The 13735-nt window shown below is 72.1% G+C and carries 6 protein-coding genes; 2 read left to right on the forward strand and 4 right to left on the reverse strand.

The genetic code is table 11. The features are described 5' to 3' along the window. Window positions 1-25 precede the first annotated feature (25 nt). Window positions 26-3145, forward strand: coding sequence for an alpha-mannosidase (locus tag OHA17_RS09335; protein WP_406505748.1), 3120 nt, complete (start codon window positions 26-28; stop codon window positions 3143-3145). Here the strand turns inward: OHA17_RS09335 and OHA17_RS09340 are convergent. The 4 genes from OHA17_RS09340 to OHA17_RS09355 all read right to left on the reverse strand — a co-directional run bounded on the left by OHA17_RS09340 (window position 3142) and on the right by OHA17_RS09355 (window position 12538). Beyond that, window positions 3142-4998, reverse strand: a complete 1857-nt coding sequence (locus tag OHA17_RS09340; protein ID WP_406505750.1) for a serine/threonine protein kinase — start codon at window positions 4996-4998, stop codon at window positions 3142-3144. The genes OHA17_RS09335 and OHA17_RS09340 overlap by 4 nt on opposite strands. A 130-nt stretch (window positions 4999-5128) precedes the next feature. Beyond that, window positions 5129-6871, reverse strand: coding sequence for a pyruvate dehydrogenase (locus OHA17_RS09345; RefSeq protein WP_406505752.1), 1743 nt, complete (start codon window positions 6869-6871; stop codon window positions 5129-5131). A gap of 27 nt (window positions 6872-6898) precedes the next feature. Continuing rightward, entirely contained in the window at window positions 6899-8614 is a 1716-nt protein-coding gene (locus OHA17_RS09350; protein ID WP_406505754.1) for a protein phosphatase 2C domain-containing protein, read from the reverse strand. A 144-nt stretch (window positions 8615-8758) separates the two neighbouring features. After that, window positions 8759-12538: a S8 family peptidase gene (locus OHA17_RS09355; protein ID WP_406505755.1), complete on the reverse strand. Its 3780-nt coding sequence runs from the start codon at window positions 12536-12538 to the stop codon at window positions 8759-8761. A gap of 191 nt (window positions 12539-12729) precedes the next feature. Between OHA17_RS09355 and OHA17_RS09360 the strand changes: the two genes are divergently transcribed. Further along, a complete protein-coding gene (locus OHA17_RS09360; RefSeq protein ID WP_406510672.1) occupies window positions 12730-13710 on the forward strand; it encodes a helix-turn-helix domain-containing protein in 981 nt (326 codons plus the stop codon). The last annotated feature ends 25 nt before the right edge of the window (window positions 13711-13735 follow it).

Here is a 13735-nt window from a genome sequence, read left to right on the forward strand (position 1 = left end):
TCAGTGAGCCGCTGGAGGAGAAGCCATGCATGATGACCGAGCACTGGTGGAGGGACGCCTTGAGCGGGCCATGCGCCAGTTCGTGCGCCCCGCGCAGTACGCCGCCCGGGTGCCGATGGCCCTGGCCGTCTGGCACGCGCCGGGCGAGCCGGTGCCCGTCGAAGAGGCGTTGACGGCGGCATACGAGCCGTTCGAGGCCGGTACCGAGTGGGGCCGGCCCTGGTCGACGAGCTGGTTCCGGATCGAAGGACGGGTGCCCGAGGCGTGGGCTGGACGAAGGGTCGAGGCGGTCATCGACCCCGGTTTCACCGGAGCGGGTCCGGGCTTCCAGGCGGAGGGTCTGGTGTACGACACCTCGGGCGTCCCGCTCAAGGGCATCCATCCGCGCAACCGGCATATCCCGGTGGCAGCGCCTGCGGCGGGCGGGGAGCAGGTTGCCCTGCTCCTGGAGGCGGCCGCGAATCCGGCGGTGCTGCACGACTTCGAACCGACCCCGCTGGGAGACGTACTGACCGCCGGGCATGGGCCCATTTACCGATTCGCGGCTGCTGACCTCGCCGTACTCGACGACGAGGTGTGGCACCTGGTGCTGGATGTGGAGGTGTTGTCGGAGCTGATGCAGGAACTGCCCGCCGACCGGGCCCGCCGGCACGAGATCCTGCGGGCCCTTGAGCGCATGCTGGACGCGCTCGACCTGCACGACGTGGCGGGCACGGCGGCGGCCGCGCGCGCCGAGCTGACCGACGCGCTGTCCCGTCCGGCCGGCCCCAGTGCCCATCGCGTCTCGGCGGCCGGCCACGCGCACATCGACTCGGCGTGGCTGTGGCCGCTGCGCGAGACGGTCCGCAAGGCGGCGCGTACCTTCGCCAATGTGACGGCGCTGGCCGCCGACTACCCCGAGCTGGTCTTCGCCTGCTCACAGGCCCAGCAGTACGCCTGGGTCCGCGACCACCAGCCCCACATCTGGCGGCGCATCAAAAAGGCTGTGGAGAACGGGAATTGGGCTCCGGTCGGTTCGATGTGGGTGGAGTCGGACGCCAACATGCCGGGCGGTGAGGCGCTGGCGCGGCAGATCGTGCACGGAAAGCGCTTCTTCCTTGAAGAGCTCGGCGTGGAGACCGAGGAGATCTGGCTGCCCGACTCCTTCGGATACACCGCGGCCTTTCCACAGCTCGCGAAGCTGGCCGGGGTGAAGTGGTTCCTCACCCAGAAGCTGTCGTGGAACCAGACCAACCGGATGCCGCACCACACGTTCTGGTGGGAGGGAATCGACGGCACCCGGGTCTTCACGCACTTCCCGCCGGTGGACACCTACAACTCCCAGTTCCACGGTGCCGAACTCGCCCACGCCGAACGGAACTTCAGCGAGAAGGGGCTCGCCACGCGCTCCCTCGTCCCGTTCGGCTGGGGCGACGGCGGGGGCGGTCCCACCAGGGAGATGCTGGAGAAGGCGCGCCGGCTGCGCGATCTGGAGGGCTCGCCCCGGGTCACCGTCGAGCGGCCCTCGGCGTTCTTCGCGGCCGCGCACGCCGAGTACGGGGAGCGGGCTCCGGTGTGGTCGGGCGAGCTGTATCTGGAGCTGCACCGGGCGACCTACACGACCCAGGCCAAGACCAAGCAGGGCAACCGGCGCAGTGAACACCTGCTGCGCGAGGCGGAGTTGTGGGTGACGGCGGCCGCGCTGCGCTCCGCCGACTACAGCGTCCCGTACGACGATCTCGACCGATTGTGGAAGACGGTGCTACTGCACCAGTTCCACGACATCCTGCCCGGCTCGTCCATCGCCTGGGTCCACCGGGAGGCGCGCGAGACGTACGAAGAGGTACGCGCGGAGCTGGAGGGAATCGTCGCGGGCGCGGTCTCGGCACTGGGCAGGGCTCGGCAGCCCGCTGTGCTCAACGCGTCGCCGTACGCGCGGAACGCGGTGGTCGAGACGGCGGCCGAGGACGCGCCGGACGGCCAGCCGCTGCCCGGCGGCCGGGCGCTGCTCGCCGTCCGCGTACCGCCGCTCGCCGCGACGGCACTCCCCCGGGCAGCCGATTCGGCGCCGCCGGTGACCGTCGCACGGGACGGAGCAACTCTCGTACTGGACAACGCAGTTGTGAGGATCTCGGTGAACCACGAGGGACTGCTGACCTCGGTCCGCGATCTCGTGGCCGACCGGGAGGTGCTCGCCCCGGGCAGTCGCGGCAACCTCCTCCAGCTGCATCCCGATCACCCCAATCAGTGGGACGCCTGGGACATCGACCGGCACTATCGGCGGCGGCACACCGACCTCACCGACGCCGACTCGGTCGAGCTCGTCGAGGAGGGGCCGCTGCGGGCGGCCGTGCGGGTGGTGCGGAGCTTCGGGAGTTCGCGGATCACGCAGGAGATCCGGCTCTCCCGCGGCAGCCCGCGCGTCGATGTCGTCACCGAGGTCGACTGGCGCGAATCGGAGAAGGTGCTCAAGGCGGCGTTTCCGCTCGATGTGCACGCCGAACGGTCCACCGCCGAGATCCAGTTCGGGCATGTGCACCGCGCGACGCACGTCAACACAGGCTGGGACGCGGCCCGGTTCGAGATCTGCGCGCACCGCTGGCTGCGGGTCGCCGAGCCCTCGTACGGGGTGGCCGTGCTCAACGACTCGACGTACGGGCACGATGTGACCCGGGTTCCGCACGACGCCGGGCTCGGCACGACCGTACGCCTTACGTTGCTGCGGGCGCCGCACAGCCCGGACCCGGCGACCGATGTCGATGTGCACCGCTTCAGCTACGCACTGCTTCCGGGGGCCGAGGTGACGGACGCCGTCGCGGAGGGGCTCGCGCTGAACCTTCCGCTGCGCGTCGCGCCCGCCGCCGAGGTCGCGCCACTGGTCACCGTGGACAACCGGGCCGTGACCGTCGAGGCGGTGAAGCTCGCGGAGGACCGGGGCGGGGATGTGGTGGTGCGGCTCTACGAGTCGGCGGGCAGCCGGGTACGGACGGTGCTGCGGCCCGGATTCCCCTGCGGACGGGCCGAGTTCACCGATCTGCTGGAACGGCCGCTGGGCGAGGCCCCGCTCTCGGCGGAGGGGATCGCCCTGGAGCTGCGGCCGTTCCAGATCGTCACGCTGCGGCTGCGCGGAGACCGGGAGCAGCAGGAAGGCTCACCACGGGCTTAGTACGGCACCGTGCCGCACCAGGTCTCCGCCCAGGCCGAGGCTCCGTACTTGTTGGCGGCACGCATCGTGACACAGATCTCGTCGCCGGAGAACGGACCCGTGATCGTGTAGTTGAGGGAGCCGGTGGAGTAGACGGTGTCGACGCTCTTCTTCGTGAAGTTGCTGCCCTTGTTGGTGTAGTGGATGTCGTACCGGGTCGCGCCGGAGACCGCCGGCCAGCTCACCGCGATCGGCATGGAACACGCGCCGACGCAGGAGTTGGTGTACTCAAGTTTGTAGGCCTTCATGTCGGGCGGCGGGGACCCCTGGGACGTGCCGCCGGAGCCGGACGAGCCCGAAGACCCGGACGACCCCGACCCCGACGACGAGCCGGTCCCGCCGTCGGCGCCACCCCCGGCGCCCCTGGTGGAGCCGCCCCCGCCACCGGGCTGGCTGCCGCCCGCGCCGCCCGGCGGCGCCGGACTCCCGCCGTTGGCCGGGGAGTTCTGCCCGTCGCCGGGCTTGGCGTCCGGGCCCTTCGGGGGCTCGCTGCCCTGGGCGCTCGCCCCGGGGGAGGCGGGAGCGCTCGGCGCGCCGGGCGAGTTGCTTCCGGAGGGTGCGGCGCTGGAGCCCGCATGGGCACCGCTGCTCGCGCTCGCACTGGCGCCCGGGGTCCTGGCCTGTGCTCCGCCGCCACCGTCGCTCGCGAAGGGCTGGAGCACGGCGATCGTGCCGCCGCCGACGGTGAGCACGGCGACGACCGGCAGCACGATGAGCCTGCGGCGTCGGCGGGGCCGCTCTTCGGGATCCCGCTTCGTGGCGCTGACACTCGCCACGACGGGCTCGGGGGATCCGGCCGGTGCCCGCAGCCCGATGGTCGCCCGGTCCACGGGCTCTTCCCGCAGCGGCTCCGCCTCGGCGTCGAGCAGCCGCGCGGACTGCTGGGCGAGGCGGGCGACGACGCGGGCGGGCAGCCAGGCGCCGCGCGCGGAGCGCGGACGGGTCCGCTCCGGGTCGGCCAACAGCTCGTCCACGCCCGGCCGTTGGTCGATGTCCTTCGTCAGACAGCGGGTGATCAGGGCCCGCAGCGAGTCGTCCTCGACGCCCGTCAGATCGGGCTCGCCCTCCACGATCTGGAACATCACGGCGTGCTGGTTGCTGGCCCCGTGCCCGAACGGCAGCTGCCCGGTCGCCGCGTAGGTCAGCACGCACCCGAGGGTGAACACATCGCTCTTGACCCCGGCGCTCTGGCCCCGCACCTGCTCCGGCGACATGAAACCGGGAGAGCCGACCGCCATCCCCGTACTGGTGAGCAGGGACTCCACGGACGTCTCAAGGGCCCGCGCGATCCCGAAGTCGATGACCTTCGTACCGTCCACGGTGAGCATCACGTTGGACGGCTTGAGGTCGCGGTGCACGATGCCCGCGCCGTGAATGTCCCGGAGCGCCTTGAGGAGTTCCTCGGCAAGCGCGTGCAGGGACTCGGTCGGCAGCGGCCCGTGGCGCCGCACGATCTGTTCGAGCGAGAGCCCGGGCACGTACCCCGTCGCAACCCACGGCGGCTCGTCGCCCGGACCCGCGTCGAGCACCGGCGCCGTGTAGCGCTCCCCGACCTTGCGCGCCGCCTCGATCTCCCGCCGGAACCGGGCCCGGAACTGCTCGTCGGACACGTGCTCCTCGTGGACGACCTTCACGGCGACGGTGCGCCCGCTGTCCGAACGCGCGAGGAACACCCGCCCCATGCCGCCCGCGCCGAGCCGTCCAAGGAGCAGATACGGCCCGATGCGCGCGGGATCGCTCACCGCGAGCGGTTTGATGCCCCCCTCTATGTAATCTTCCTTGTCATCGCGTCCGTCCCCGTTCGTACCGCTCATGATGGTGTGACTCCCCCGGCCCTTCTCGCCTGGTCATCGGCGTAACCCGGTTGAGAGTAGTCGCTGTTGACCAACCGGGTGAAGGCGAAGACGCGCGCAAGGAGCCGGCCGGGGCCCGGCCGCGGGCTCCTCAGGGCCTCGGCACGTTGCGGAGGTTGGAGCGGGCCATCTGGAGCATGCGGCCCACTCCCCCGTCCAGGACGATCTTGCTGGCGGAGAGCGCGAAGCCCGACACCATTTCCGCGCTGATCTTCGGCGGGATGGACAGCGCGTTGGGGTCGGTGACGATGTCGACCAGCGCCGGGCCCTTGTGCTTGAAGGCGTCCTTGAGCGCGCCCGCGAGCTGCTTGGGCTTCTCCACGCGCACCCCGTACGCCCCGGCCGCCCGCGCGATCGCCGCGAAGTCGGGGTTGCGGTTGGTCGTCCCGTACGAGGGCAGACCGGCGACCAGCATCTCCAGCTCGACCATGCCGAGCGAGGAGTTGTTGAACAGCACGATTTTTACCGGCAGTTCGTACTGGACCAGGGTGAGGAAGTCCCCCATCAGCATCGAGAACCCGCCGTCGCCGGACATCGAGATCACCTGGCGCCCGCGGTCGATGAACTGGGCGCCGATGGCCTGCGGCAGTGCGTTGGCCATCGAGCCGTGGCTGAACGAACCAATGATCCGGCGCCTGCCGTTCGGCGAGATGTAGCGGGCCGCCCAGACGTTGCACATGCCGGTGTCGACGGTGAACACGGCGTCGTCGGCGGCGAGTTCGTCGAGCACGGAGGCGACGTACTCGGGGTGGATCGGGATGTGCTTCTCCACCTTGCGCGTGTACGCCTTGACGACGCCTTCCAGGGCGTCCGCGTGCTTCTTCAGCATCTTGTCGAGGAACCGGCGGTCCGTCTTGACCTGCACGCGCGGCGTGAGACAGCGCAGCGTCTCCTTCACATCGCCCCACACGGCGAGGTCCAACTTCGAGCGGCGTCCCAGGTGTTCGGGGCGTACGTCGACCTGGACGATTTTGACGTCGTCGGGCAGGAAGGCGTTGTAGGGGAAGTCGGTGCCGAGCAGGATCAGCAGATCGCACTCGTGGGTCGCCTCATAGGCGGCGCCGTAGCCGAGCAGACCGCTCATTCCGACGTCGTACTTGTTGTCGTACTGGATCCATTCCTTGCCGCGCAGCGCGTGCCCGATGGGCGACTTGATGCGCTCGGCGAACTCCATGACCTCCGCGTGCGCCCCGGCGGTGCCGCTGCCGCAGAACAGGGTGACGCGCTTCGCCTCGTCGATGAGGGCCGCGAGCTTGTCGATCTCGCTGTCGCCGGGCCGCACCGAGGGCAGCGAGGTGACGAGGGCGTGGTCGATAGCTTTGTCGGGGGCCTGCTCGGAGGCGATGTCGCCGGGCAGCGCCAGGACGCTGACGCCGCCCCGGCCGATCGCGTGCTGGATCGCCGTCTGGAGCACCCGGGGCATCTGCTGCGGGTTGGAGATCAGCTCGCTGTAGTGGGAGCACTCGCGGAACAGCTGGTCGGGGTGGGTCTCCTGGAAGTACCCGAGGCCGATCTCGGAGGACGGGATGTGCGAGGCGAGGGCGAGGACGGGGGCCATCGAGCGGTGCGCGTCGTACAGGCCGTTGATGAGGTGCAGGTTGCCGGGCCCGCACGACCCGGCGCACGCGGCCAGCTTCCCGGTGAGCTGGGCCTCGGCACCGGCCGCGAAGGCTGCGACCTCCTCGTGCCTGACCTGGATCCAGTCGATGGCGGAGTTGCGGCGGATGGCGTCGACGACGGGGTTCAGACTGTCGCCGACGACTCCGTACAGCCGCTTGACGCCCGCGCGGGTGAGGATGTCGACGAACTGCTCTGCAACATTCTGCTTGGCCATGGGTCCATCAACCCATGTCCCCTGCCGTTACGCCTCCCAGACCGCGACAGCCGTACGGTCGTCGGTGTACCCCTTCACCCTCAGCGTCACGTCGGCGAGGAAAGCGGCGAGCCCCGGCGGCTCGGGGCGGGTCCAGCGTTCGGCGAGTTCCTTGGCGAGGGCGGCCTCGCCGCGCAGGGGTTCGGCCAGGCCCCCGCTGCACAGCAGGAGCGTGTCGCCCGGACGGGCCACGGAGGCCCGGAAGCGGAACGGCTCGCCCGGCGGCGCGGGCGGGTCGATGTAGGGGCGGGCGGGCTCGACGGTGTTCAGGTCCATGGTGAGGCGGTCGCCCTGCGGGGTCTCGGCGGGGGCCGAGCCGAAGCCGACCACCGGCTCGCCGTACACCGCACCGGCCTCGGGCACGGCGGGCTCGATGTCCTGCCAGACGCCGCCGCGCAGCCGGAACAGGCCGCCGTGGCCGATGCCGAAGAACACCCGGGTGCGGCAGGCGGGGTCGGCCGAGAGGAGCAGACAGCGCAGGCTCGCGGTGTACTCCTCGGGCTCGGTGCCGAACTCGGCGGCGCGGGCCCGCAGCATTCCGTAGCTGCGGTCGGTGAGCCGGTGCAGCCCCGACTTGAGGTCGCCGCGCCGACCCGCCCTTATGTCCTCGGCGAGGCGGACGTGGCTGCGGCCGATCGCGCCGCCGATCCAGTGGCAGGCGTCGGCGGCGGCGAGGTGCGCCCGGTCGCTGGTCCGCGCGCCGCTCGCGACGGCGACCAGGACCAGGGCGTTCTCGCCGGTGCCGAAGCGGGCGGTGAGCAGGGCGTCGCGGCGCGGCTCGCCCCGGTAGCGCGCGGAGTCCCCGCGCGAGGAGGCGGCCCGCAGGACGTACGCGCCGTAGCGGGCGCCGTCGAGCACGGTGTCGGCGACGAGGTCGTCGAGCCCGTCCGGCCGGGCGGCGGGCAGCGCGGTGGGCTCGGCGTCGTAGGTGGGCGGCCCGTCACCCACATGGCCGGAACGCGGTCGGGGAACCGGCGCGAACTGCTCGGGCGGCGCGGTCTTCGGCGGGCCGAACTGCTCGTCGGGGGCGACCGCGGGCGGGGCGGGGGTTTCCACGGTGGGGGTGCGCAGGCCCTGCGGGGCGCGCGGCTCACGGGTGGCGGTGGCACGGGCCGGATCGGGCGGGGCGGTGATGGGGGCGGGGCGCCGCTCCTCGGCGGGGTGCGCCGCCTCGGCCGGATCCGGCGGGGCGCCCTCCGCCCAGCCGGGCGGCAGATCGGGCAGCGGGGCCGGGGCCGTCGGCGGGGGCGGGGCCGCCGGGACGGACTCCCACCAGGCGGCGGGTTTGCGCGGCCCGGGCGGAGTCCCGGGCGGCTCCCAGGGCGCCCGGGGGCGTGGCGAGGCGGGAGGTGCGTCCTGTGCAGCGGGCGAAGCGGCGCGTTCCGCCCCGGGTAAACCGGCCGGGTTGCGACCGGGCACGCCCGGACCCGCCGAGTCCGGGCCCGCCGCGTCCGAAGCCGCCGGGGTAACACCCGCCGTCTGCGAACTCTGCGCGCCCGAAGATCCCAGCGGCTTCGGATCCGCCGCGGCCGAACCCACCGCACCCGAATCCGCCAAGCCCGAACCGACCGTGTCCGACGCCGAGTTGAAGCGGTCGTCGAGGCTGTCGCCCGAACCGTCGGGACCGGCGTCCGGGGCCGACTCGTCGTACAGCCGGTTCCACCAGTCGTCGTCCCGGGTCGGCCTCTCCCCCTGCTGGCTCATGCCCTTATTGTCCACCGTCCGAGGCATACGAAAACGGGGCATCGGGAAAATGTCCGCAACGGGCAAGCGTGGTGGTCGATGCCGAAAGTCCGCCGGGCGGCCCCACCCCCCACGGGAGGGACACCCGGCGGACCGGCTGCGTGGCTAACGCACCGCGTATGCGTTCACCACGGTCTGGGTGACCGAATTGCCGTTGGCGTCGGTCAGTTCGGCCTTCAGGGTCACGTTCTTGGCGGCGGCGCCCGCGTGGTTCACGGTCGCCGTCCAACTGCCACCCTGCTGTGCGGACTTGGCCTCGGTCCAGGTGGTTCCGCCGTCGTAGGAGTACGACAGCTTGGCCGAGACCAGGGCGGCCGGGGTGTAGCCCGCGTGCCCGGTGACGGTGAGGCCGATCTTCTGGCCGTCGGCCGCCGGGACCGTCTTGAGGCCGTCCTCGGGGACGCCGTAGTGCGGGAAGAGCAGCGGGATGCCCTGCGAGTAGACGCTCTCCTCCCGGTGCGAGCGGAACTTCCAGCTCGTGACGACCTCCTGAGAGCGCTTCCACACCGAGCCGGAGGGGCCGATCTTCTGGTTGTCGCTGACGAGCTCGTACGCCGCGTCGTCCGCGGGGACGGTGAACACCCCCGACGGCCAGCCGCTGCTGTCGTAGTCCTGGCCGTTGCGGCGAAGGAGCAGGGAGCCGATGTCGCCGAACGAGCCGGGCTGGGCGCTGTGTTCGGAGTCGGCCCACATGCCGGGCGCGAAGCCGATCAGGTTGCCCTGGCGCTCGGCGGCGAGCAGCGGCTTGCCGGTGGCGTCGCGTCCGGCGTCGGGGCCGACCACGCCGCCGTACCAGCTCTCCTTGGTCTGCTTGCCCGCCTGGTAGGCCTTGGCCGGGGACAGCATGAACTCGCCGAAGGGGAAGCTGGACGAGACGAAGTGGTCCCAGGTGGTGGTGCCCGCCGTGTAGTACTCGGTGCGGGTCGAGGGGACGGCCACCAGGTCGATGCCGGAGACGCTGACCGGCCCCGCGCCGCTGGGCCGGTGGGCGGCGACGCCGTCGATGAAGTCGGCCGGCACGCCCATCGAGTGGTACGTGGACACATTGCGGCCGAGCTGTCCGTCGCGCACCCGGTAGGTGCGGTCGGAGCCGAAGCCGCCGTCCTCCTGGAAGCCCAGGTTGTAGACGTAGCCGCTCTTCGCGGTGGCCTTCCAGCGCAGCGTCACCGGGCCGTTGGAGAGCCGGTCGGCGAGCGCCTTGGCCTCGGCCGCCTCGACGGCGAGGGTCGGCAGCGGGCCGCCCGCGAACCCGTACGTGGGCAGCCAGCGGCCGGCCGAGGGGCGGTGCACGACGAGCGCCTTCGCGCCCGCGGCCTTGGCGTCCTTGCCCAGGGTCAGGGCCGAGGCATCGCCGTCCGGCACCGCGACGAAGGCGATCTTCCCGGCGACCCCGGCCGCCTTGAGCTCGTCCGGGGTGCCGTTGCCCGCGTCGACGAGCGCGGCCTCACCGGTGCCGTCGAGGTTGTCGGAGCCGATGCTCGCGGTGAGCGGGTGCAGCTCGGGCCCGCCGACCGCCGCGAGCTGGTCGAACTGCGGGGCGTACGCCCGCCAGAAGCTGCCGAACTCGAAGTCGCCGGTACGGGCGTCGCCCTGGACGTCCGCGAAGTAGTCCTTGATCAGCCGGGAGCCGGTGATCGAGCCCGAGTGCAGCCACTGGCCGCCCCAGGAGCGGGCGAAGTCGAGGGTGGTGGTGCGGACTTCGCTCGGCCGATCGGTCTTCACCGAGAGCCGGTGCGCGTTGCGGGCGTCGAGGACGAGGGTGGTGTCCTTCTTCAGGTCGAGCTGCGGGCGGCCGAGGTAGCTGACCGAGCCGACGTTCGCGCCGGTCGCGTCGCCGGGGTCGGCCGAGGCGACGAACGAGGACACGAAGTACGCGCCGGGGCGCAGCCGGTAGACCTGGTCGGCGGCGCCCTCGTTGAAGCGGCGCTCGCCGGTCGCGGTGTCGGTGCCGATGACGTCGAGGGACGAGGCGCCCGCGGCGGGCTTGCCCTGGCGGTCGACGAGCTTGACGCGCAGGGTGACCGTCTCGGGCTCGACGTACAGCGAGAACGGGGTGGACACCTTCACGCCGCCCGCCATGGCGAGCACGCGGCCGGTGATGTCTCCGTACTGGGCGGCCTTGAGGCGGGCGGTCGGGTCGACGGCGAGCGGCACCTTGACGGTGGCGCCGGCCGGGACGGTGACCGAGCGCGAACTCAGCTGCGCTACAGGGGAGTTGACGGCCGAGCCGTCGTTTCCGGTGACGCCCGCGACCAAGAGGCCGAGCTTCACGGGCTTGTCGGAGACGTTGGTGTAGGGCACGTCGACGGTGGTGCGGTCACTCTTGTCCTGCGGCCAGTTGAAGGTGCCGGCCTGCACGGCGGAGGCGCCGAGGACCGTCTCGTCGATGGCGGCCTTGACGTCGAGCCGCCCGCCGCCGGTCTCGCGCACGTCTCCAGGGATGCCGCTGTTGGCGGACGAGACGAGCGCGGCCTTGATCTGCTGCGCCGTCCAGTCGGGGTGGCGCTGCTTGACGATGGCGGCGGCGCCCGCGACGTGCGGGGTGGCCATCGAGGTGCCGGACATGGTCTGGTACGCGTAGATGCCGCGGCCGCCCGCGTTGGCGGCCGATATGCCGACGCCGGGGGCGGTGATCTCCGGCTTCAGGGTGTGCGTGAAGGGGGCCGGGCCGCGGCTGGAGAAGCTCGCGGTGGTGTCGTCGCGGTCGACGGCGCCGACGGTCAGGACGCCGGGCGCGCAACCGGGCGAGGACACGGTGTTCAGGCTCGGCCCGGAGTTGCCGGCCGCGACGACGAACAGGGTGTGCGTGGCTTCGGTGGCGAGCTGCTGCGCGGCGGTGCTCATCGGGTCGGTGCAGTCGGTGGGGACGGGGCTGCCGAGCGACATCGACACGACGTCGGCCTTGTTGTCGACGGCCCACTGCATTCCGGCGATGATCCACGAACTGTCGCCGGAGCCCGAGTCGTTGAGCACCTTGCCGACAAGGAGGTCGGTGCCGGGCGCGATGCCCTTCTTCTTGCCATCGCTGGCCGCGCCCGAGCCGCCGACCGTGGAGGTGGTGTGGGTGCCGTGGCCCTGGCGGTCCTCGGTGTCCGGCGAGTCCGTGAAGTTCTTGGCGGCGGCGATGCGGCCCTTGAGGTCGGGGTGTTCGGCGTCCACGCCGGTGTCGAGGACGGCGACCTTGGTGCCCTTGCCGTCGTATCCGGCAGCCCAGGCGAGGTCGGCGCGGATCTGCTTGGCCGACCGGTCCAGGGAGGCCGTCACCTTCCGGTCGAGCCACAGCTTCTTGATTCCCGAAGTGGCCGACCTCGTACGGGAGTTGGCGACATCGGCCCACAACTGGCTCGCCCTGGCCTTGTCGGCGCTGAGCGCCATGCCGTTGACGGCGGGCAGGCTCAGGCCGGCCTTCGCGCCGCGCGGCACGGGCGGAGCCGACCTCGCCACGGCGGTGTCGTACACCGCGATGAGCGGAATCGTCTTGGTGTGCGCGTCGTCGTAGCCCTGGCGGATGAGCCCGGAGACGTTGAACAGCTCGCCGTCGACCTTCCCGGCGGCGAGCGCCTGAGCCGCGTCGTCGGGGTAGACGTAGAGCTCCTTGCCCGAGCGCCGGGTCTGGACGAGCGGTACGGAGCCGTCCTCGCGCGGCAGCGCGGTGACGCCGGTGGGCGTGCCGGAGGTGTCCCGGCTCACCACGACCTTGTCGCCGGTGACCAGGGTGACGGTGGCCGGTGTTCCCGTGCTGCTCGCGGCGCTGCCGACGAGCGGTCTCTTTCCGGTGGCTGCTGTGTCGTCGTGCCGTGGCGCTGCCACGGACGGCGCCACCGCGGTGACGGCGAGGGCGGCGGCGGTCGCCACCCCCAGAGCCGTACGCGATATCGGGCGCATCGCTCTCCCCAGATGAATCCGGAACAAAAGACACCGCGCCCGAAGAGCGCAAATGCCCCGTACCCGGAGGCTGTTGGTGCTGCGGTGGCTCGACATTGGCAGAGCGACGGGAGATACGGGGATGATGTTGTGAGGCGGGTTTGCGCCGGGGCGGTTTCCCGCCACCGCGCAGGTGAGGGAGGCGGTCCGTGGTGCTGGGAGCGATAGGTCTCGACGAGACGCAGGAGTCGGCGTACCGCGCCCTGGTCGCGGTGGGCGCGGCCGAGGTGAGTGACCTCGCGCACCGGCTCGCGCTGCCCGAGAACGAGACCGAGCGCGCGCTGCGCCGCCTGGAGCGGCAGGGCCTGGCCGCCCAGTCCTCGGCGCGCACCGGGCGCTGGGTCGCGGCCCCGCCCGGCGTCGCGCTCGGCGCGCTGCTCACCCAGCAGCGCCACGAGCTGGACCAGGCCGAGCTGGCGGCGGCGCTGCTCGCCGCGGAGTACCGGGTGGAGGCCGCCGAGCCGGCCGTGCACGACCTCGTCGAGGTGGTGACCGGCGCGAGCGCGGTCGCCCACCGCTTCCACCAGCTGCAGCTGGGCGCGGCCGAGGAGGTGTGCGCGCTGGTGACGGGCAAGCCGGTCGCGGTCACCGGGATGGACAACGAGTCCGAGGAGCGGGCCTCGATCCGCGGGGTCGCCTACCGGGTGGTGATCGAGCGCGAGGTGCTCTCGCTGCCCGCCGGGATCGTCGAGCTGTCCGCGGCGCTGGGCCGCGACGAGCAGGTGCGGACGGTGGACCGGGTGCCGACCAAGCTCGTCGTCGCGGACCGCAGCCTCGCGATGGTGCCGCTGACCGGGCGGGGCGCCGAGCCGGCCGCGCTGGTGGTGCACGCGAGCGGGCTGCTGGAATCCCTCATGGGCCTCTTCGAGGCGGTGTGGAAGGACGCGCTGCCGCTGCGGCTCGGCGGCGGGGGCCGCGGCATCGTCGAGGAGGCGCGGGGCCCGGACGCGACCGACCTGGAGATCCTTTCGCTGCTGCTCGCCGGAATGACCGACGCCAGCGCCGCCAAGCAGCTGGAACTGGGGCTGCGGACCGTGCAGCGCCGGGTCAAGGGCCTCATGGAGCTCACCGGTGTGACGACCCGCCTCCAGCTGGGCTGGCACGCCTACGAGCGGGGCTGGGTGGCCCGCTGAGCGGTCGCGCGGTGGGCCGGGAAAA

It is taken from the genome of Streptomyces sp. NBC_00212 (assembly GCF_045206365.1).
Classification (GTDB): Bacteria; Actinomycetota; Actinomycetes; order Streptomycetales; family Streptomycetaceae; genus Streptomyces.

Excerpts from the sequence above, each read along its gene's own strand:
- OHA17_RS09335 (WP_406505748.1), top strand. The coding sequence starts at position 26 with ATGCATGATGACCGAGCACTGGTGGAGGGACGCCTTGAGCGGGCCATG.
- OHA17_RS09340 (WP_406505750.1), bottom strand. The coding sequence starts at position 4,998 with ATGAGCGGTACGAACGGGGACGGACGCGATGACAAGGAAGATTACATA.
- OHA17_RS09345 (WP_406505752.1), bottom strand. The coding sequence starts at position 6,871 with ATGGCCAAGCAGAATGTTGCAGAGCAGTTCGTCGACATCCTCACCCGC.
- OHA17_RS09350 (WP_406505754.1), bottom strand. The coding sequence starts at position 8,614 with ATGAGCCAGCAGGGGGAGAGGCCGACCCGGGACGACGACTGGTGGAAC.
- OHA17_RS09355 (WP_406505755.1), bottom strand. The coding sequence starts at position 12,538 with ATGCGCCCGATATCGCGTACGGCTCTGGGGGTGGCGACCGCCGCCGCC.